We start from the raw sequence: 20,085 nt of genomic DNA on the forward strand, positions 1-20,085 counted from the left end.
AAGAAACAGCTGTTAAAATAGTATTCCCAAAATGACTTAAAACAATGTTAATTCTTCGTCTGACATCTTGTCATATTGATTGAAATTGCCTTATCTTTGCGTTTTTAAAATATACAATGGAAAAGATTATTGAAGAAAGTAAACAAGGCGAAAGTCTTGTTCTGGAAAACAAACCTGAGAATACAAAAAAATTATTTATAGAAAGCTATGGTTGTGCGATGAACTTTTCGGACAGTGAGATCGTTGCTTCCATATTATCCGTAAATGGATACAATACAACGCAAGTTCTGGAAGAAGCCGATTTGGTTTTAGTAAATACTTGTTCCATTAGAGATAAAGCAGAACAAACTGTTCGTAAACGTTTAGAAAAATACAATGCAGTAAAACGCATTAACCCTAAAATGAAAGTGGGTGTTTTAGGCTGTATGGCGGAACGCCTTAAAAGTCAATTTTTAGAAGAGGAAAAAATTGTAGATCTTGTAGTAGGTCCTGATGCCTATAAAGATTTACCTAATCTATTAGCAGAAGTTGAAGAAGGTCGTGATGCCATAAATGTAATTTTATCGAAAGATGAAACGTATGGTGATATTTCTCCTGTTCGATTGATGAGTAATGGAATAACCGCATTAGTTTCTATAACTCGTGGCTGTGATAACATGTGTACTTTTTGCGTAGTTCCATTTACCCGCGGTCGTGAAAGGAGTCGTGAGCCACAAAGTATCATGAAAGAAATTCAGGATTTATGGGATAAAGGGTTTAAAGAAATTACTCTTTTAGGACAAAATGTTGACAGTTACCTTTGGTACGGTGGTGGTTTGAAAAAAGATTTTGAAAATGCCTCTGAAATGCAAAAAGCAACAGCAGTAGATTTTGATCAATTACTAGAAATGGTCGCTGAAGGTTTTCCTAAAATGAGAATTCGATTTTCAACATCCAATCCTCAGGATATGCATGAGAGTGTTTTACATGTGATTGCAAAACACAATAATATATGTAAACACATTCACCTGCCTGTTCAATCAGGAAGCAATAGAATTCTAAAAGAAATGAACCGCTTGCACACTCGTGAAGAATACATGACTTTGATTGATAAAATAAGAACCATAATTCCAAACAGTTCTATTTCACAAGATATGATTGCTGGTTTCCCAACTGAGACTGAAGAAGATCATCAAGACACATTGAGTTTAATGGAATATGTGAAATATAATTTTGGTTATATGTATTCGTATTCTGAACGCCCTGGAACTTTGGCTGGAAGAAAAATGGATGACGATGTAACCGAAGAAACTAAAGCCCGAAGATTGCAGGAAATTGTAGACTTACAACAAAAACACGCTTGGTTGCGATCAGAAGAATTTATTGGACAAACGGTAGAAGTCTTAGTTGAAAAAGTTTCGAAAAAATCGACTGAAGAGTTTTCAGGTAGAAATTCACAGAGTATTACTGTAGTTTTTCCGAAAGAGAATTATAAAATTGGTGATTTTGTAAATGTAAAAATCAACTCCTGTACTAGCGGAACTTTGAAAGGAGAGGCAGTGGGTCTAAGTGAGATGAATTAAGGAAGTTTAAAAAATTACACCACAAATTACACAAATTTTCACAAATTATAATTTTCAATGTTGTTTATTAATCCCCTAACCTGATTATTTATAAATGGAATATTACAAACAAGAAGAGAATTATAAGATAGTTGGTATTTGTATGGAAGTTCATAGAATTTTAGGTCCAGGTCTACTAGAAATAGTATATAAAGATGCCTTGGAAATTGAATTTAAAAACAATAATATTCCATTTGAAAGAGAAAAAAAATTTTCAATTCAATACAAAGGAAATATTCTTGCTCACAAATTTTATGCTGATTTTATTGTTTATGATGAAATTATCCTAGAAGTAAAAACAGTTAAAGAAATTAATAACGAACACATAGCCCAAACATTAAATTACATTAAACTTGCAGATTCACAAATTGGAATTATCGTGAATTTTCAGAATAAATCACTAACAAACAAACGATTAGTTATATAAATAAATTTGTGAAAATTTGTGTAATTTGTAGTAAAAAAGACAAATAAAAACATGACAAAAAAACAAATAATCATAGCAATACTTACTTTCATCATAGGATTTGGGGGAACGTTTTATATCATTAGAACGTATTTCCCTAAACACAAAGTCGAAAAAACAAGTACTATTAAAGATACTCTGACAAAAAAATAAATTACAAAAGTGAATCGTTTAATTAAATAAAGTTCGTTTATGAACTTAAAAACTTAAACCTCAAAACTTTAAATACAAAATAATGGATACAGTTCAAGCCATAAAACAACGATTTGAAATTATTGGAAATGATCCAAAATTAAATCGTGCCATAGAAAAAGCCATTCAAGTTGCCCCAACCGATATTTCAGTACTGGTTGTAGGTGAAAGTGGTGTAGGTAAAGAAAGTATACCTAAAATAATACATTCGCTATCCCATAGAAAACACGGTAAATATATTGCCGTTAACTGTGGTGCCATTCCTGAAGGAACAATTGATAGTGAACTTTTTGGTCATGAAAAAGGAGCTTTTACGGGAGCAACAAGTACCCGTGAAGGGTATTTTGAAGTGGCTGATGGGGGAACTATTTTCCTAGATGAAGTAGGTGAATTACCATTAACTACCCAAGTGAGATTACTTCGTGTTTTAGAAAATGGCGAATTTATTAAAGTAGGTTCTTCTCAAGTTCAAAAAACAGATGTTCGTATTGTAGCTGCAACCAACGTCAACTTATTTGATGCCATCGAAAAAGGAAAATTTCGTGAAGATTTGTATTACCGTTTAAGTACAGTAGACATTCTTCTTCCTCCTTTAAGAGACCGAAAAGATGATATTCATTTGTTATTTAGAAAATTCGCAGCAGATTTTGCTCATAAATATAAAATGCCTCCATTAAAACTAGATGAAAATGCAGTTCAAGTATTGCAAAAATTTCGTTGGAGTGGAAACATCCGTCAATTACGAAATGTAGCCGAACAAATTTCAGTATTAGAAACAAATAGAGATATTTCAGCTCAGACTTTACTATCTTACTTACCTTCAGAAGGGAGTAACTTACCATCGGTTATTAAAGATAAAAAAGCAGAAAGCGACTTTAGTACCGAAAGAGATATTTTATACAAAGTGCTTTTTGACATGAAAAGTGATTTACATGATTTGAAAAAACTAACTCTAGAATTAATGAAAAGTGGTGCATCAAAAGCACAGGACATCAATCCTTCTTTAATTCAGAAAATATATGGTTCGAAAGAAAATGACAGTGAAATAGACTTTGAAGAAGAACCAAGAACTGCTTTAATTTCTACACCAAATAAAGAAGAACGTTACGAAGAAAATGACGAGAATTATTTGTTTGCGGAGACTATTGAAGAAGAAGAAGTTTTAAGATTGGAACAAAAAGAAATCGAAATGATTAAGAAATCATTAGAAAAAAACAAAGGAAAACGTAAAGCAGCTGCAGATGAACTTGGGATTTCTGAAAGGACATTATACCGAAAAATTAAGCAATTCGACCTTTAAAAAATTAGCAAATAGTAATAGATATTTACAAACTATTTTTTGAATACCTTTGAACCGAGCGTTAGCCAACTAACGTAGCAATTTTTAAATGAAAATGAAAAAACTACACTATACCCTCTTAATCGCTTTGTTATTTGCACTTAACAGTTGCTCCGTATATAACTTTACAGGAACTGGAAAAATTGACGCCAAAACATTTCAAGTCAACTTTTTTCAAAATAATGCTGACCTGATTGAACCAGGAATTGACCGTACATTCACACTGGCGCTTCAAGATATTATACAGAATCAAACCAACCTAAATTTAGTAAAAACAGGAGGTGATTTGACATACGAAGGAGAAATTGTAGATTACAGAATAAGCCCAATGACTGCAACAGCGGATCAAAAAGCGTCTCAAAACCGTTTAAAGATTAGAGTAAATGTTCGATTTACAAACAAAAATAAAGAAGTAGATAATTTTGAAAAAACATTTGAATTCTATTACGATTATCCTGCAACACAACAATTAGGCGGAGCAACCTTGAGTAATGCTTTAAAAGAAATTTTTGACAGAATAACACAAGATATCTTTAACGAGTCACTAGCTAAGTGGTAGATGAAATTATAATTTCAAATAATTTACAAAACAATACATACAACTGAATAACTATTTATGAACGTAACCGATTATACTTACTTAATTAATAAACCAAATACGATTACAGAAAATCAAACAGAAGCTTTAACAAAAGTGCTGGATGAGTTTCCTTTTTTTCAAAGTGCAAGAGCTTTGCGATTAAAAGGACTGTATAATCAAAATAGTTTTAAGTATAATTTTGCATTAAAAGTTACGGCAGCCCATACAACAGACAGAACCGTTTTATTTGATTTTATCACTTCGGATAGTTTTATTGCGATTCAAAAAGAATTTTATGACAAGAAATCACTTGAACTCCTTGACATAACTGTAATCGATAGTGAAGTCGTTATTTCAAAAGAAAATTTAAAGATAGAGAAAACACCTATAGAACAATCTATTCTCACTTCTATTAAGGAAGCTTCAAATGAAACTATTGACAGCACAAAAATAGTTGAAGAAAAATTGGCCATAGGCAAGCCTTTGGATTTTTCTAAAAATGAGACACACTCTTTTCAGGAATGGCTTCAGCTTTCTAGAACACAACCTATAATAAGAGAACCCGAAGTCAATAAAACTCCAGAAAACACTGTTCTGGATGAGACAAAAAAGAAAAAAGCAAAACTAATTGACCGCTTTATCGAATCAAGTCCTAAGATTTCACCTGTAAAACATGGAGTACCTTCCACTATTCATATTGACATTAATAAAGACGATAATTCGTCATTAATGACCGAAACTTTGGCAAGAGTCTATTTGGAACAAAAAAAATATCAAAAAGCGATTCAAGCTTATGATATATTAATTTTGAAATATCCAGAAAAAAGTAGTTTCTTTGCAGACCGTATATCGGATATTAAGATTTTACAACAAAACAATAATAATTAAACAATGAGCACATTTTCAATTTTTTTAGTTTTAATCACAATAGTTTGTTTTCTATTGATCGTAGTAATAATGGTTCAAAACCCTAAAGGTGGTGGACTTTCTTCTACATTAGGAGGATCGACTCAAATGGGTGGTGTACAAAAAACAACAGACTTTTTGGACAAGAGTACTTGGACATTAGCTACAATTTTAATTGCATTAATATTACTTTCTAGTTTGAGTTTTACTGGAACATTAAGCGATACTGATTCTAAAATCATTGACAATACACAAACTGCAGCTCCTGCTTCGCCAGTACAAAACACACCTGCACCAACAACACCTGCAAAATAATTTACATTATATAAATATTACTAAGTGCCAGCCTGTCAAAGCTGGCATTTTTTATAAGAAAATGTGTCAGTTATAGCAAGATGGCACAATTTCTGAAATCGTATTAACAATCTATATAAAACAATAAAAACATATAATTATGGCTTTAAACATTAAACCACTTTCAGACCGTGTTCTTATTGAACCAGTTGCTGCTGAAACAAAAACTGCTTCAGGAATTTTCATTCCAGATACTGCAAAAGAGAAACCACAAAAAGGAACTGTTGTTGCTGTAGGAAGCGGAACAAAAGATCACTCCATGACTGTTAAAATTGGTGATTCTGTTCTTTACGGTAAATATGCAGGTACTGAATTAAAATTGGAAGGTAAAGATTACTTGATAATGAGAGAAGATGATATTCTTGCAATAATTTAAATTTTGTTTCAAGTTTGCTTCGCCTGTTCACTATCGTTCGGGTCAGGTTTCAATTTTCGAATCCTAAAATGAAACTTTAAACAAAAAAATTTCAAACATTAAACAAAAAAAATTAAGATGGCAAAAGATATAAAATTTGATATTGAAGCACGTGACGGACTAAAACGTGGTGTAGATGCATTGGCTAATGCAGTAAAAGTGACTCTAGGACCAAAAGGTCGTAATGTAATCATCGGAAAATCTTTTGGTGGACCAAATGTAACTAAAGATGGTGTTACTGTAGCAAAAGAAATTGAATTGAAAGACCCATTAGAAAACATGGGAGCTCAAATGGTTAAAGAAGTCGCTTCTAAAACTAATGATTTAGCTGGAGACGGTACTACAACTGCAACAGTTTTAGCACAAGCTATTGTAAAAGAAGGCTTAAAAAACGTTGCTGCAGGTGCAAATCCAATGGATTTGAAACGCGGTATTGACAAAGCTGTTGAGGCCATTGTTGCTGACTTAGCAAAACAATCAAAAGTAGTAGGTACTGATTCTGAAAAAATCAAACAAATCGCTTCTATTTCTGCTAATAATGACGAAGTAATTGGTGAATTGATTGCTACTGCTTTTGCAAAAGTAGGAAAAGAAGGTGTTATCACAGTTGAAGAAGCTAAAGGAACTGATACTTATGTTGACGTTGTTGAAGGAATGCAATTTGACCGAGGATATCTTTCTCCATATTTTGTTACAAATCCTGAAAAAATGGAAGTGGAATTAGAAAACCCTTACATTTTATTATATGATAAAAAAGTTTCTTCACTAAAAGAATTACTTCCTGTATTAGAGCCAGTAGCACAATCTGGAAAACCTTTATTAATTATTGCTGAAGATGTTGATGGTGAAGCGTTATCTACATTGGTAGTAAATAAATTAAGAGGAGCATTAAAAATTGCGGCTGTAAAAGCACCCGGTTTTGGAGACAGAAGAAAAGCAATGCTTGAAGATATTGCAATTTTAACTGGTGGAACTGTAATTTCTGAAGAAAGAGGTTATACTTTAGAAAACACAACAATTGAAATGTTAGGAACTGCTAAAAAAGTGACTATCGATAAAGACAATACTACTGTTGTAAGCGGAGCTGGTGAAGCTGACATGATCAAAAATCGTGTGAACCAAATTAAAGGTCAAATGGAGGCTACAACTTCTGATTATGACAAAGAAAAATTGCAAGAGCGTTTAGCTAAATTAGCTGGCGGTGTTGCGGTTCTTTATGTTGGAGCTGCTTCTGAAGTAGAAATGAAAGAGAAAAAAGACAGAGTAGATGATGCATTACATGCAACTCGTGCTGCTGTTGAAGAAGGTATTGTTGCTGGTGGTGGTGTTGCACTATTAAGAGCTAAAAATGCATTAACTACTGTAAAAGCAGACAATGCTGACGAAGCAACAGGAATTCAAATTGTATCTCGTGCAGTAGAATCTCCATTAAGAACTATTGTTGAAAATGCAGGTCTTGAAGGTTCTGTAGTTGTAGCAAAAGTAGCTGAAGGAAAAGGTGATTTTGGTTATAACGCCAAAACTGATGAATATGTAGATATGCTAAAAGCAGGAATTATCGACCCTAAAAAAGTAACACGTGTAGCATTAGAAAATGCAGCATCAGTTGCTGGAATGATTCTTACTACTGAGTGTGCATTAATTGACATTAAAGAAGATAACGGAGGCGGAATGCCAATGGGAGGCGGAATGCCAGGAATGATGTAATATCAAACCCTTCTAGATATAAAAAAATCCGTTCAACAATGTTGAACGGATTTTTTATTTATACTTTTTTTTGAAAATAATATTTCGTCAAATAAGCACTACTTTTTTAGTTTTATTCCTCTGAAACTGGATGCTTTCTAGCTAACTTGATTAGTACTGGCGATAAAGTAATTACTACCAAACCAATAACGATTAACTCAATATGTTCTTTCAAATTTATTTGATAATTATCTAGTAAAAATCCATATAAATAATGTCCTGCGAAAATCAATATAAATGACCATAGAAAAGAACTAACCACATTATAAAACATAAATTTCTTTTTATCCATAGTCACAATTCCAGCAACAATAGGAGCGAAAGTTCTAAATATTGGCAAAAACCTAGCGAAAATAATCGCTCTACCTCCATGCCTTTCAAAAAAATCTTTAGATTGAACAAGGTATTTTTTCTTAAACCAAAAAGTATCTTTTTTATTATAGAGATAGTATCCGCTTTTTGATCCAAACCAATAGCCGACAATATTACCTAAAATACCTGCAAACCCAACCATTGTCGACAAGAGAACAACATTTATAAAATCACTATCTATAAACAATATATTTTCAATCAATTCACGATTGTAAATTCCAGCAAGAAATAGCAAACTATCTCCAGGTAAAAAGAAACCAGCAAACAATCCTGTCTCGGCAAAAACAATAAACAATACGATGTATATCCCTAATTTTATTCCATTCACATCAAAATGAATATAAAAAAGTGGGTCTATCAAATTCTTCCAATCAAAGCTATTCATTCTGTGGGGTTTTATTCAAAAATGTTTTGTGCGTGAAAGTAAGTATAATTTACATGAACCACAATTTATTGAATCTTTTTAAAGATTAATTAACGATTAATCTAAAATTAAAATACCATGACAACCCTACATGCTTCTAGTACAGATTTAACAATCTAGTTTTTTTACGCCTAATAGTATATTCAACTGAATTACAATATGAAGGATTAAAGGTCAAATTCTTGTCCCATTAGTGGAATGACACAATCAAATCCATAATGTTCATTAATTTTTATACGCAACTCATCAGCAGGAATATTTTCCCCATGGACTAAAAATACTTTTTTAGGTTTATTTTCTAAGGCCGAAAGCCAATTAAGTAAATCCTTTTGATCACCATGTGCTGACAGCCCTTCAATGTCAAGAATTTTAGCTAAAACAGGATAATATTTTCCGTAAATTTTAACTTCTTTGGCACCTTCAAGTAATTTGCGTCCTCTAGTTCCTTCCGCTTGGTACCCCACAATAATAATAGTAGTCTCTGGTAATCCAATGTAATTTGTTAAATAACTTAAAACACGTCCTCCAGTCACCATTCCACTAGCAGCAATTACTACTTTTGGTTTTTTATTATAAATAGCCTCTATTGTATCTTTATAATCCGTAATCATCGTGAACATTTTACTCATAGCCACGCAATCGTCTATGGAAAGCTTATGCCATTTTAAATTGTTAAAAAAAACATCAAATGCACTTACTCCCATCGGGGAATCAATAATATATTCAATGTCTGGGATTTTTTTCTCCGTTTTTAACTTCCATAACAAATACATTATACTCTGTGCCCGCTCTACAGCAAAAGAGGGAATTATTACTGTCCCACCATTTTTAAAAGTAGAATTGATATACGTTTCCAATTCTAATTTCGCATCCGTTTCAGGATGAAGACGATTACCATAAGTGCTTTCCAGAAATATATAATCCCCTTTTGTTGGCCTTGTGGATGGAAACATTAAAACATCATTATCCCTACCTACATCTCCAGAAAAAACCAAAACTTTACCTTCTAAACTCAATTCTACACTACAAGCCCCAATGATATGTCCTGCATTTGTAAAAACTGCTGAAATTTCAGCATCCAGTGGAACTGTTTCCTTTACATTAACAACTCTAAAAAAAGGAAATACTTTCTCGGCTTGCGCAGCAGTATATAAAGGTTTAGCGACTTCATGTTTAGAATATTTTTCCTTATTTGCTTTGTACGCTTCTTCTTCTTGAATTTTACCACTATCCAAAAGAATTAATTTAGCAATTTCTTTAGTTGGACTTGAACAATAAATTTTTCCTTTAAATCCCTGTTCAACTAAAACTGGCAACCAACCACAATGATCTAAGTGTCCATGGGTCAATAGAACAAAATCAATAGTTGAAGCCAAAACAGGCAAGGGATTCCAATTGAGTTCTCTCAAAGGCTTTATACCTTGAAAAAGGCCGCAATCTATCAAAATCCGCACACCATTACTTTCTACTAATGTTTTTGAACCTGTAACTGTTCCAGCTCCTCCAATAAATTTTATTTTCATGATTCCGTGTTTATAATGAACAATTAATCAAATAGTTATTTTATACACATTTACACAATTCCCTAACTTCTTTCAAAACATTTTTAATCCTATTGGAACTCAAACTAATTTTTTCTAAAGCATCTGAATTATTTATCAATTCCTTGGCTAAAATCACATCCAGAAATAATAATTTATCTTTTTCAGCAAGTGACAAAGTGGTTAAACAAGTGACTGGATAAAGACAGTCATTATCGTTTTTTGTTTTCAAACTATTATTTTTAGGATAATCCCAACTCAATAAATTCATTCCAGAACATTTAGCAAAAGCTATTGCATCTGAGGTGAATCGGTTGTTCGTTGAAATCCAACATTTTGATACCGTATCTTTTTTGGAAAAAATCATATGGTTTCTATCTTTCAAATCATTAAATCTTGAAAGCACATATAATGGTACTTTAACATCTGAGGCAGCTTCTCTACTAGAATGAAACTTACATTCTATCATTGCAATAGCATTATCTTTCTTTACTAAAACATCTATTTCATGTGAAACACACTTTCCTTGCAAAACCAGATTTGTGGTAGTTGTATATTTTTCGGCATCAAAAAGTCGAGCTATATATTTCTCGAAGAAAAAACCAGCAGGACCTAACAACTGAAGTGCTGCTCTTAGATTGTATCTGGCTGCATGTGAATTAGCCTCTTTTTTTAATAAAAGAAAAGCTCTTTTATAAATATGTTTGGTTGAAATTCCTTCGTAAAGTTCATTTTTAATTTTATTCAAAATATCTTCAACAATAACAGGACTAGCACCAGATTTCAACAATGAAACCTTTAGTTTTTCTGGCTCAAAATCAACAATATCTCCAGAGTGTTTTACTATTTTCATGACTCTAAATTATTGATTATTAATGATTTAATATTCAATTAAAGATAATGAAAATAAATCATTTATTAACCTTTTGGAAATAAAAAGCAGGAATAAACAATAGGACAAAAATAGGCTGAATTAAAAACCTCCTAATATAAAAAAGAAAAAGATTATTATTCACTCCATAAAAATTAATCACCATATAAAAAGAAGCGATTAAAATCATAAAAAAAAGCAGATACAAAATAGCAGCGAATTTAATTATCTCAACATCTTTAAATAATACATAAAGCAACCCTAACGAAATGATAGTATTAAGTCCATATCGAAATAAATAACCTATAAACAAACGATATGGACTATAAATAGGTAGCGGTAAATTATTAAAATCACTTTTAAAATAATTTAAGAAAGGATCATAGAATAAACGGTCTTCAAAGGCGCGAACTAAAATAAGTAATAGCACTAACAGTGCTGCCGCAACAAATCTAAGTTTATGTGTTAGTATAATTTTTAGCATATAATGAAAATTTATTAACCCAAATTACCCATAAAATAAAAACGACTCCATAAATAAACAACGGAAAAAACACACCGTGTAAAATAGATTCTTGTGTAGGAAAAAAATAAATCAGAATACACAACAATGCAATTCGCATCACATTTAAAAAATAAATACCTAAACTTCCTCCGATAATATATAAAACTGTAGGTTTTAATTTTCCTGAAAAAGAAACTACAAACGAAATAAATAAAATAATAACACTAATCGCATTGCACCCCTCAATCAATCTGGCAACATATTTTTGATTGTAAATCAATTTAATGTAATCATCTGTTTTATTTTCTTCAAGTACCACATCCGCATGAAACAGTTTCAATAATTGTTCTGTGTTTTGGGCGACTAATTTTGTAATTGAATCTGTTTGATTGCTCTCAAAACCATTTAAGAACATTTGATAAACAAAAGCTAATATTATGTAGGTTAAAAAAAACTTTGCCAAAAAAAGCAAAAAAGGCTTATACAAAACAATATATTTTCTCAAAATGCAATTTTTAACAAATTTAATATAAATAAGATTAAGGACTTTAAATACTTTTGTATAAAAATTGAACAAAATGACATTTCAAGAATTGAAACCAAAAGTAACAGCAATAACATCAAACAATTCACTTACAAGAGACGAAAAATTATTGACCATTTGCCAACTTTTAAATTCCAGCATAGAATACTATAATTGGGTAGGCTTTTATTTTGCAAACCACGATACAAAAACATTACATCTAGGTCCTTATGTAGGAGCAGAAACGGATCATACCGTTATCCCATTTGGAAAAGGAATTTGTGGGCAAGTAGCAGTTTCAAACGATAATTTTGTTGTGCCAGATGTTGCCGCTCAAGACAACTATATTGCTTGTAGCTTTACTGTAAAATCAGAAATTGTTGTTCCTTTATTTGCAAATGGGCAAAACATTGGGCAAATAGACATTGACAGTCATGTGATTGACCCTTTTACAGAAGCGGACGAACGATTTTTGGAGTTTGTAAATGAGGAGGTTGCAAAATTGTATTAAGATTTAAAATAATTTACAATTCATAATTATTAATTGATAATTATTAATTACTTTTGCACCCGTCTTACAATAGCTGTATGACATACATAAAAATCATTAAACAAATATTGGAATGTATTTAACTAAAGAGATTAAAGAAGAAATCTTCGCACAACACGGAGAAAAAACAAACACTGGAAAAGCTGAAGCACAAATCGCTTTATTCACTTTCAGAATTAGCCACTTAACTGAGCACTTGAAAAAAAATCGTCATGATTATAACACAGAGCGTTCATTAGTATTGCTAGTAGGTAAAAGAAGATCATTGTTAGATTACTTGAAAAAGAAAGAAATCAACAGATATCGTGAGATTATCAAAGTATTGGGTATCAGAAAATAATCAATATAAAAAAGAGGTGCGTAAGTGCCTCTTTTTGTTTTTACACAAGAATAAAAAAGTTTGGTTTTTCATTGGGTTTTAGGCATTAACTACGCAAACAACAACTACAACACAACTAGAACCCATGTTTAACTAATAAATTAAATTTATGATTCCACAATTATTTGTAGAAAGTATCGATTTAGGTGATGGCAGAAACATCACAATCGAGACAGGTCGTTTAGCTAAACAAGCTGACGGATCTGTAGTAGTAAGAATAGGTAAAACTGTTATTTTAGGAACAGTAGTATCTTCAAGAAAAGCAAGTCCAGGCATCGACTTTTTACCACTTACGGTAGATTATCGTGAAAAATTTGCTGCAGCAGGACGTTTCCCTGGAGGTTTCTTCAAAAGAGAAGCAAGACCAAGTGATAGCGAAGTGTTAACCATGCGTTTAGTAGACCGTGTTTTACGTCCACTTTTCCCAGATGACTATCATGCAGAAGTGCAAGTAATGATTCAATTAATGTCTTATGACGAAGATGTAATGCCAGATGCACTAGCAGGTTTAGCAGCATCAGCAGCATTAGCTTTGTCTGATATTCCTTTTGAAACATTAATTTCTGAAGCTAGAGTTGGTCGTATCGACGGAAAATTCATCATCAACCCATCTCGCGCACAATTAGCATTATCAGATATTGACATGATGATTGGAGCTTCTATGGATTCTATCGCAATGGTAGAAGGTGAAATGAAAGAAATTTCAGAAGCAGAAATGCTTGAAGCAATTAAATTTGCTCACGAACATATTAAAAATCAAATCTCTGCTCAATTGCGTTTACAAGCTGCTTTTGGAAAAAAAGAGACTAGAACGTATGAAGGAGAAAGAGAAGATGAAGCAATTTACGCTAAAGTAAAAGCGGCATCTTACGATAAAATTTACGCTATTGCAAGCAAAGGTTCTTCTAAACAAGAACGTACAGCTGCATTTGACGAAGTAAAAGAAGAAGTTAAAGCATTATTTACTGAAGAAGAATTGGCGGCTGATGGAGATTTAGTTTCTAAATACTTCAAGAAAACAAACAAAGAAGCAGTTCGTAACGTAACTTTAGATTTAGGAACCCGTTTAGACGGAAGAAAAACTACAGAAATCAGACCAATCTGGTGTGAAGTAGATTACTTACCATCTGTACACGGATCTGCATTGTTTACTCGTGGAGAAACGCAAGCTTTGGCAACAGCAACTTTAGGAACATCTAGAGAAGCAAACCAAATTGATTCTCCATCAGAACAAGGTGAAGAGAAATTCTACCTACATTATAACTTCCCTCCTTTCTCAACTGGTGAAGCTCGTCCTTTAAGAGGAACTTCAAGAAGAGAAGTAGGTCACGGAAACTTGGCTCAAAGAGCATTAAAAAACATGATTCCTGCTGATTGTCCTTATACAATCCGTGTTGTATCTGAAGTATTAGAATCGAATGGTTCTTCTTCTATGGCAACTGTTTGTGCTGGAACATTATCATTAATGGATGCTGGTATTCAAATGATTCGTCCCGTTTCTGGAATTGCAATGGGATTGATTACTGACGGAGATCGTTATGCTGTATTGTCTGATATTCTTGGTGATGAAGATCACTTAGGAGATATGGACTTTAAAGTAACAGGAACTTCTGTAGGTATTACTGCTTGTCAAATGGACATCAAGATTGACGGATTGAAATACGAGATTATGGAAGCAGCACTAGCTCAAGCTCGTGATGGACGTTTACATATTCTTGGTAAATTAATTGAAACTTTAGCTGAGCCAAAAGCAGATGTTAAAGCATATGCTCCAAAAATCATTACAAGAAGAATCCCTAATGCTTTCATTGGAGCATTGATCGGACCTGGTGGAAAAGTGATTCAAGAATTACAAAAAACTACAGGAACTACAATTGTTATCAATGAAGATCCAACTACTGAAGAAGGAGTTATTGAAATTTTAGGAACTGATCCTGCTGGAATTGAAGCAGTATTGGCTAAAATTAAATCAATCACTTTCAAGCCTCAAATGAATGAGTCTTACGAGGTAAAAGTAATCAAAATGCTAGATTTTGGTGCAGTTGTAGAGTATACATCAGCTCCAGGAAACGAAGTTTTATTACATGTATCTGAGTTGGCTTGGGAACGCACAGAAAATGTTTCTGATGTAGTGAACATGGGTGATGTTTTTGAAGTGAAATACTTAGGTATGGATCCAAAAACTAGAAAAGAAAAAGTGTCAAGAAAAGCACTTTTACCAAGACCTCCACGTGAGGAAAGAAAAGAGTAATCAGATCTTAGTTTACTAAAGGTTTATTTATAGGAAATCCCGTTTCATGAATTTGAAACGGGATTTTTGTTTTGCATTAGGGATGGCAGCGTTTGTTTGAGCTCTTTTTATGCAATGAAATGGAATAAAAAAGCGAGTGCGGACAGCCCGACCGAAGGGAATGCCCAAATTAAATGGTTTAAAAAATAAAATAAATATTTATTTCATCCCTTTTGTAACTTTTTCACAACTTCGTACGTATAATAACTTGTACACTTAAAACTTGAGGAGACAAAAACATGAGACAACTAAAAATTACCAAGCAGGTAACGAATCGTGAAACTGCATCATTAGACAAATATTTACAAGAAATTGGAAAAGTTGATCTTATTACCGCTGACGAAGAAGTAGAATTAGCTCAAAAGATTAAAGCTGGTGATCAAAAAGCACTAGAGAAATTAACAAAAGCCAACTTACGTTTCGTAGTTTCGGTAGCAAAACAATATCAAAACCAAGGATTAACGCTTCCCGATTTAATTAACGAAGGAAATCTTGGTCTTATAAAAGCAGCACAACGTTTTGATGAAACACGTGGTTTCAAATTCATTTCGTATGCCGTATGGTGGATTCGTCAATCGATACTTCAAGCATTGGCTGAACAATCCCGTATCGTTCGTTTACCATTAAATAAAATTGGTTCTATCAATAAAATCAACAAAATGTACGCTTTATTAGAGCAATCTAACGAGCGTCCACCATCTGCTGAGGAAATTGCAAAAGAATTGGACATGACCGTAAATGACGTAAAAGAGTCAATGAAAAACTCTGGACGTCACTTATCAATGGATGCGCCGCTTGTAGAAGGAGAAGATTCTAACCTTTATGACGTTTTACGTTCTGGTGAATCTCCTAATCCAGACAGAGAATTAATCCACGAATCATTGCGTACCGAAATCGAGCGTTCATTAGAAACATTGACTCCTAGAGAGGCTGATGTGGTTCGTTTGTACTTTGGTCTTGGTGATCAACACCCAATGACTCTTGAGGAAATAGGTGAAACTTTTGACCTAACTCGTGAGCGTGTTCGTCAAATCAAGGAAAAAGCAATCCGAAGATTGAAACACACTTCAAGAAGTAAAATATTAAAAACCTACTTAGGTTAATTCACAATATTCCCCAATTAAAATCTTTAAAACTTAAATTTTTTAATTCAAAATGAACAACAGTTTGATTGACTGTTCGTTTTTTGATTGATGATTGAAACTCCGGCTGATTACCGGAGTTTTATTTTTTTAATCTGAATTCATTTCAGATTCTCTTCTATCTTAATTCCAGATCCTCGTTCCTCTTTTTTCTTTCCTCTTTTTTCTCTTTTCTGGCGTAACCCTTCGTAAAAACTTCGGGTCGGGCTTTATGTTTCAATCTTTTTATTAAAAAAAAATAAAAAGGATTTCCACTTCAATCCCTTACGCAAAACATGGGTAACTCGCGAGTTGTACCTTTTATAAAAAAACTTTCCCGTTTGTTTTAAATAAACTAATTTTGCACAAACAACAACTTAAGAATCTGAAATAAATTCAGATTAAACAACAAAACAATGAAAAATACACTTATTGCTCCATCAGTATTAGCTGCCGACTTTGCTAACCTGCAACGTGACATTGAAATGATTAACAACAGTGAAGCAGATTGGTTTCATATTGATATTATGGATGGAGTTTTTGTACCCAACATCTCTTACGGAATGCCCGTTTTAGAAGCAATCAACAAACATGCTAAGAAAACAATCGACGTACACTTGATGATTGTTGATCCTGATCGCTACATTAAAACCTTTGCAGACTTAGGAGCAAATATCCTTAGTGTACATTACGAGGCTTGTACTCACCTGCACAGAACGCTTCAGGCAATCAAAGCAGAAGGAATGAAAGCTGGTGTTGCCATAAATCCTCATACTAACGTTGATTTATTGGAAGACGTAATCAATGATATTGATTTAGTTTGCATCATGAGTGTAAACCCAGGTTTTGGCGGACAATCTTTTATAGAAAACACCTACACTAAAGTTAAAAAATTAAAAGAATTAATCACGAGAAAAGGAGCCAACACCATTATTGAAATTGACGGTGGAGTTACCAATAAAAATGCTAAACAACTAGTCGAAGCAGGAGCTGATGTTCTTGTTGCAGGAAGCTATGTTTTTAAAGCAGAAAACCCAACAGCAACTATTGCCGATTTAAAGAAATTGACCACTCTATAAAATCAAAAAAGTCCCTTAATTGGGACTTTTTTATTTAACTTTCATGAGTAGTATTGTATTAAATCATCATGAATTTTTTAATATCCTTTTCACTAATCTTAGGATTAGCGCCCTCTTGTCCTGCCACTAATGCTCCCACTGCGCAGGCATAATTTAATGCTTTTTGTGGCGATTTCCCTCTAAGTAATCGTATAAGAAGAGACGCTAAAAAAGAATCCCCCGCACCAACGGTATCTACTACTTTTACAAAATAACCGCTATTATAATAAAATTTATCATTATAATATAAAACCGCTCCAAATTCCCCCTTAGTTACACAAACTTGTTTTGAATTTGTTTTCTCAGCAATGAATTTTATGTTTTGTTCAAATGAGTTATATGGAGAACCCAACTCTCTACTTATTTCACGTAACTCTTCATCATTCAACTTAATAAAATCAGCTTTTTGCATCAGCTCATTTAACACCTCTGCTGTATAGTAAGGCGATCTTAAATTTGCATCAAAAACCTTATACTTTGCCTTGTCCAATAGGGAATTCAAAGTTTCACGAGAAACTTCATCTCTAGAAGCTAAACTCCCAAACACAAATACATCTGCTTCAGAAATCACTTTATCCATTACTTCTGTTTCTACAATTTTATCCCAAGCAGAGGGGTATAATATATCATAAGAAGCATTTCCCTTTTCATTTATCATTACATGAACGGCACCCGTTTTATATTCCTTAGTGACTTGAATTAAGTCAGTAGTAACTTCTTGAGCATTTAAAAAAGATAAAATATCTTCCCCATTTTCATCCTCACCTACTCGGCTTATCATAGTCGTTTCAACCCCTAAAGAGTTCATCCGTAAAGCCACATTTAAAGGAGCTCCTCCAATTTTTTTATGTGTTGGAAAAATATCCCATAGGACTTCTCCAAAACATACTGCACTTAAAGTGTATTTTGCATTCATAATAAAAACTAATTAAAAATTAAGAACAAGCACAAAAATAACTTATTCAATAAAACAGTTAAAAGTTAAAGGCAAGAATAAATCTTGCCTTTAACAGAATTAAAAAACCACCAAACAAATTTACTCCTTAATAACCAGGGTTTTGTTTGTACAACCCTGCTGTAAAATCTATCTCTCTTTGAGGTATTGGATAATACTCATCTCTACCTGCTGTAAACTTAGCATTAGTAAGAAAATCTCTTTTCGTTTTCTCTACATTAAGGTACGCATTTAAAACAGGCTCAGCTATACCCCATCTTACTAAATCAAAAAATCGTGGACCTTCCATACCAAATTCCAAACGTCTTTCAAACATAAGTGCCTTCATAGCATAGTCTTTCGAAGGAAAAGAAGAATACTGCTGCACTTTATAAACATTTGAAGCTCCTGCTGCTAATGGCATAGACTCACTCGCACCTGCTCTAGCTCTAATTTGATTGATTAAAGGCAACGCTTCTGTATATCTATTTAATTGAATTAATGCCTCCGCTTTGAACAATAAAACATCTGCATATCTAATAAAATCAACATTTTTAGAAGTACCTATAAATGGTCCGTTTTTCACATAACAAGAACAATCTGGAGATTGTTGTTCTTTCATATTTCCAAAATACCCATAAACACCTGGATCTCTAGCCCAACTAAAATTATAAACCATATCTCCAGAAGTTTTTAAAGTGTTTTTATATTTAAATGGTCTTCCTGGAACTCCTACTGTATGGTCAATTCTTGGATCAAGTGTAACACCAGCAGCAAGAGGAGCACTACCATTCGTAATTGTATTAAAAACATCTGAATTATTGAAAGTATCTAATAATGGTAAGCCATTTGCATCTGTTTTAAAAGCATTCACCATATTTTGGCTAGCCATATGAAAACCACAACAGCCGTAAAGAGGTGTCCCATGAGGAGAATTTAAGCCTGTAACAAAACTTACTCTTCCAGTATTTGTTCCATCATTAATAGAAAACTGAACAGCCCAAATCGATTCAGAACCATTGTCATGACCATCCAAAAAATTATTTCCATAATCTGGCTCTAAAGCACCAGTAACTTTATCCGCATAATCTATTACTTCTTGTAATTTTGCTGCATCTATACTTGTAACTTGATGCGCATCATTTTGCTTATAGGCTTGATATAGACTTAATTTTGCAAGATAAGCGGCAGCGGCATTTTTATCAGCTCTACCTACTTGATCTTGACTTTGTGGTAAATTATCGAATGCAAATTTGAAATCTTCAGCAATTTTATCCCACAAAGCATCGCTTGTTAAATCATTTGACGTTTTTAATATATCTTCCTGAGAAAGTTCTTCTGTGATATACGGAACTTTATTAAACAATAACTTTAGCATAAAATGAGAATGTGCTCTTAAAAAACGCAATTCTGCTTGTCTTACTTTCTTTAACGGATAATCTGCATCAGGAATTTCATTGATTACAGACAAAGCAAAGTTTGCTCTAGAGATTGCTTTATAATGATTTGTCCAAGTTCTAGGCAACATCCAGTCACCATAATCAGCGATTGTTGTATTGTATTGTTCGTATGTATCTATCACATCAACATCACCACGACCACCTCCACCTTTGTAGGCATCATCAGATCGTACACTTCCATAAACCCATTGGTTTGTTATTGGCCCAACCATTTCATCATTCCCAATTGCTGCATAAGCTGCGGTAACAAGAGCGTCCGCATTTGCAGCAGTTGCCACATTCACAGAAGATAGCACTCCTGTTGGTTCATAATCTAAAAAATCGGAGCTACATGATGCCAAAAACAAAATTGACAAGCAACTGATAACTATATTATTATATTTCTTCATGATAATTAA

General features: G+C 33.0%; 20 protein-coding genes. 13 read left to right on the top strand and 7 right to left on the bottom strand.

The features are described 5' to 3' along the window. The first annotated feature begins 116 nt into the window (after positions 1-116). From miaB to groL, 8 genes are all read left to right on the top strand, one after another. Entirely contained in the window at positions 117-1,562 is a 1,446-nt protein-coding gene (gene miaB / locus AB3G34_RS11315; protein ID WP_367771892.1) for a tRNA (N6-isopentenyl adenosine(37)-C2)-methylthiotransferase MiaB, read from the top strand. Between the two features lie 94 nt (positions 1,563-1,656). Then, positions 1,657-2,028: a GxxExxY protein gene (locus tag AB3G34_RS11320; RefSeq protein WP_369752497.1), complete on the top strand. Its 372-nt coding sequence runs from the start codon at positions 1,657-1,659 to the stop codon at positions 2,026-2,028. A 274-nt stretch (positions 2,029-2,302) separates the two neighbouring features. Next, positions 2,303-3,559 carry a sigma-54 interaction domain-containing protein gene (locus AB3G34_RS11325; protein WP_369752498.1) on the top strand — a complete coding sequence of 419 codons (1,257 nt, stop codon included), beginning with the start codon at positions 2,303-2,305 and terminating at the stop codon, positions 3,557-3,559. Positions 3,560-3,647: 88 nt separating this feature from the next. Further along, complete coding sequence (locus AB3G34_RS11330; RefSeq protein WP_369752499.1) at positions 3,648-4,157, top strand: LptE family protein; 510 nt, start codon at positions 3,648-3,650, stop codon at positions 4,155-4,157. A gap of 57 nt (positions 4,158-4,214) precedes the next feature. Then, a complete protein-coding gene (locus AB3G34_RS11335) occupies positions 4,215-5,066 on the top strand; it encodes a tetratricopeptide repeat protein (protein ID WP_367755014.1) in 852 nt (283 codons plus the stop codon). Positions 5,067-5,069: 3 nt separating this feature from the next. Continuing rightward, entirely contained in the window at positions 5,070-5,399 is a 330-nt protein-coding gene (secG, locus tag AB3G34_RS11340) for a preprotein translocase subunit SecG (RefSeq protein ID WP_367755016.1), read from the top strand. A gap of 139 nt (positions 5,400-5,538) precedes the next feature. After that, the gene (gene groES, locus AB3G34_RS11345) at positions 5,539-5,814 is read left to right on the top strand and encodes a co-chaperone GroES (RefSeq protein WP_367755018.1); all 276 of its coding nucleotides are present in this window, start codon (positions 5,539-5,541) and stop codon (positions 5,812-5,814) included. A gap of 117 nt (positions 5,815-5,931) precedes the next feature. Beyond that, positions 5,932-7,560 carry a chaperonin GroEL gene (gene groL, locus AB3G34_RS11350; RefSeq protein WP_367771902.1) on the top strand — a complete coding sequence of 543 codons (1,629 nt, stop codon included), beginning with the start codon at positions 5,932-5,934 and terminating at the stop codon, positions 7,558-7,560. A gap of 112 nt (positions 7,561-7,672) precedes the next feature. Here the strand turns inward: groL and AB3G34_RS11355 are convergent, their stop codons facing one another. The 5 genes from AB3G34_RS11355 to xrtF all read right to left on the bottom strand — a co-directional run bounded on the left by AB3G34_RS11355 (position 7,673) and on the right by xrtF (position 11,817). Beyond that, the gene (locus tag AB3G34_RS11355; RefSeq protein ID WP_367755021.1) at positions 7,673-8,356 is read right to left on the bottom strand and encodes a DedA family protein; all 684 of its coding nucleotides are present in this window, start codon (positions 8,354-8,356) and stop codon (positions 7,673-7,675) included. Between the two features lie 206 nt (positions 8,357-8,562). Next, the gene (locus AB3G34_RS11360; RefSeq protein WP_369752500.1) at positions 8,563-9,918 is read right to left on the bottom strand and encodes an MBL fold metallo-hydrolase; all 1,356 of its coding nucleotides are present in this window, start codon (positions 9,916-9,918) and stop codon (positions 8,563-8,565) included. A 40-nt stretch (positions 9,919-9,958) separates the two neighbouring features. Next, entirely contained in the window at positions 9,959-10,789 is an 831-nt protein-coding gene (locus AB3G34_RS11365) for a restriction endonuclease (RefSeq protein ID WP_369752501.1), read from the bottom strand. 58 nt (positions 10,790-10,847) lie between these two features. Further along, positions 10,848-11,291: an exosortase F system-associated protein gene (locus AB3G34_RS11370; RefSeq protein ID WP_369752502.1), complete on the bottom strand. Its 444-nt coding sequence runs from the start codon at positions 11,289-11,291 to the stop codon at positions 10,848-10,850. Then, positions 11,266-11,817 carry an exosortase family protein XrtF gene (gene xrtF / locus AB3G34_RS11375; protein WP_369752503.1) on the bottom strand — a complete coding sequence of 184 codons (552 nt, stop codon included), beginning with the start codon at positions 11,815-11,817 and terminating at the stop codon, positions 11,266-11,268. Before xrtF ends, AB3G34_RS11370 begins: the two co-directional genes overlap by 26 nt. Positions 11,818-11,890: 73 nt before the next feature. Between xrtF and AB3G34_RS11380 the strand changes: the two genes are divergently transcribed. From AB3G34_RS11380 to rpe, 5 genes are all read left to right on the top strand, one after another. After that, a complete protein-coding gene (locus AB3G34_RS11380) occupies positions 11,891-12,346 on the top strand; it encodes a GAF domain-containing protein (protein ID WP_367755031.1) in 456 nt (151 codons plus the stop codon). Positions 12,347-12,458: 112 nt separating this feature from the next. Further along, on the top strand, positions 12,459-12,725 hold the full coding sequence (gene rpsO / locus AB3G34_RS11385; RefSeq protein WP_367755033.1) for a 30S ribosomal protein S15: 267 nt from the start codon (positions 12,459-12,461) through the stop codon (positions 12,723-12,725). Positions 12,726-12,873: 148 nt separating this feature from the next. Further along, entirely contained in the window at positions 12,874-15,015 is a 2,142-nt protein-coding gene (locus AB3G34_RS11390; RefSeq protein ID WP_369752504.1) for a polyribonucleotide nucleotidyltransferase, read from the top strand. Positions 15,016-15,293: 278 nt separating this feature from the next. After that, positions 15,294-16,157, top strand: coding sequence for an RNA polymerase sigma factor RpoD/SigA (locus tag AB3G34_RS11395; RefSeq protein ID WP_007137700.1), 864 nt, complete (start codon positions 15,294-15,296; stop codon positions 16,155-16,157). 434 nt (positions 16,158-16,591) lie between these two features. Beyond that, a complete protein-coding gene (rpe, locus tag AB3G34_RS11400; RefSeq protein ID WP_367771911.1) occupies positions 16,592-17,254 on the top strand; it encodes a ribulose-phosphate 3-epimerase in 663 nt (220 codons plus the stop codon). Between the two features lie 58 nt (positions 17,255-17,312). Here the strand turns inward: rpe and AB3G34_RS11405 are convergent, their stop codons facing one another. Continuing rightward, positions 17,313-18,209, bottom strand: a complete 897-nt coding sequence (locus AB3G34_RS11405; RefSeq protein WP_369752505.1) for a carbohydrate kinase family protein — start codon at positions 18,207-18,209, stop codon at positions 17,313-17,315. 127 nt (positions 18,210-18,336) lie between these two features. Then, positions 18,337-20,076 carry a RagB/SusD family nutrient uptake outer membrane protein gene (locus tag AB3G34_RS11410; protein WP_367771914.1) on the bottom strand — a complete coding sequence of 580 codons (1,740 nt, stop codon included), beginning with the start codon at positions 20,074-20,076 and terminating at the stop codon, positions 18,337-18,339. Positions 20,077-20,085 lie beyond the last annotated feature (9 nt).

This window comes from Flavobacterium sp. WC2409 (assembly GCF_041200085.1).
Lineage (GTDB): Bacteria > Bacteroidota > Bacteroidia > Flavobacteriales > Flavobacteriaceae > Flavobacterium.

Bases quoted from the DNA above. Each gene is read 5' to 3' on its own strand.
- miaB (WP_367771892.1), top strand. From the start codon at position 117: ATGGAAAAGATTATTGAAGAAAGTAAACAAGGCGAAAGTCTTGTTCTG.
- AB3G34_RS11320 (WP_369752497.1), top strand. From the start codon at position 1,657: ATGGAATATTACAAACAAGAAGAGAATTATAAGATAGTTGGTATTTGT.
- AB3G34_RS11325 (WP_369752498.1), top strand. From the start codon at position 2,303: ATGGATACAGTTCAAGCCATAAAACAACGATTTGAAATTATTGGAAAT.
- AB3G34_RS11330 (WP_369752499.1), top strand. From the start codon at position 3,648: ATGAAAATGAAAAAACTACACTATACCCTCTTAATCGCTTTGTTATTT.
- AB3G34_RS11335 (WP_367755014.1), top strand. From the start codon at position 4,215: ATGAACGTAACCGATTATACTTACTTAATTAATAAACCAAATACGATT.
- secG (WP_367755016.1), top strand. From the start codon at position 5,070: ATGAGCACATTTTCAATTTTTTTAGTTTTAATCACAATAGTTTGTTTT.
- groES (WP_367755018.1), top strand. From the start codon at position 5,539: ATGGCTTTAAACATTAAACCACTTTCAGACCGTGTTCTTATTGAACCA.
- groL (WP_367771902.1), top strand. From the start codon at position 5,932: ATGGCAAAAGATATAAAATTTGATATTGAAGCACGTGACGGACTAAAA.
- AB3G34_RS11355 (WP_367755021.1), bottom strand. From the start codon at position 8,356: ATGAATAGCTTTGATTGGAAGAATTTGATAGACCCACTTTTTTATATT.
- AB3G34_RS11360 (WP_369752500.1), bottom strand. From the start codon at position 9,918: ATGAAAATAAAATTTATTGGAGGAGCTGGAACAGTTACAGGTTCAAAA.
- AB3G34_RS11365 (WP_369752501.1), bottom strand. From the start codon at position 10,789: ATGAAAATAGTAAAACACTCTGGAGATATTGTTGATTTTGAGCCAGAA.
- AB3G34_RS11370 (WP_369752502.1), bottom strand. From the start codon at position 11,291: ATGCTAAAAATTATACTAACACATAAACTTAGATTTGTTGCGGCAGCA.
- AB3G34_RS11380 (WP_367755031.1), top strand. From the start codon at position 11,891: ATGACATTTCAAGAATTGAAACCAAAAGTAACAGCAATAACATCAAAC.
- rpsO (WP_367755033.1), top strand. From the start codon at position 12,459: ATGTATTTAACTAAAGAGATTAAAGAAGAAATCTTCGCACAACACGGA.
- AB3G34_RS11390 (WP_369752504.1), top strand. From the start codon at position 12,874: ATGATTCCACAATTATTTGTAGAAAGTATCGATTTAGGTGATGGCAGA.
- AB3G34_RS11395 (WP_007137700.1), top strand. From the start codon at position 15,294: ATGAGACAACTAAAAATTACCAAGCAGGTAACGAATCGTGAAACTGCA.
- rpe (WP_367771911.1), top strand. From the start codon at position 16,592: ATGAAAAATACACTTATTGCTCCATCAGTATTAGCTGCCGACTTTGCT.
- AB3G34_RS11405 (WP_369752505.1), bottom strand. From the start codon at position 18,209: ATGAATGCAAAATACACTTTAAGTGCAGTATGTTTTGGAGAAGTCCTA.
- AB3G34_RS11410 (WP_367771914.1), bottom strand. From the start codon at position 20,076: ATGAAGAAATATAATAATATAGTTATCAGTTGCTTGTCAATTTTGTTT.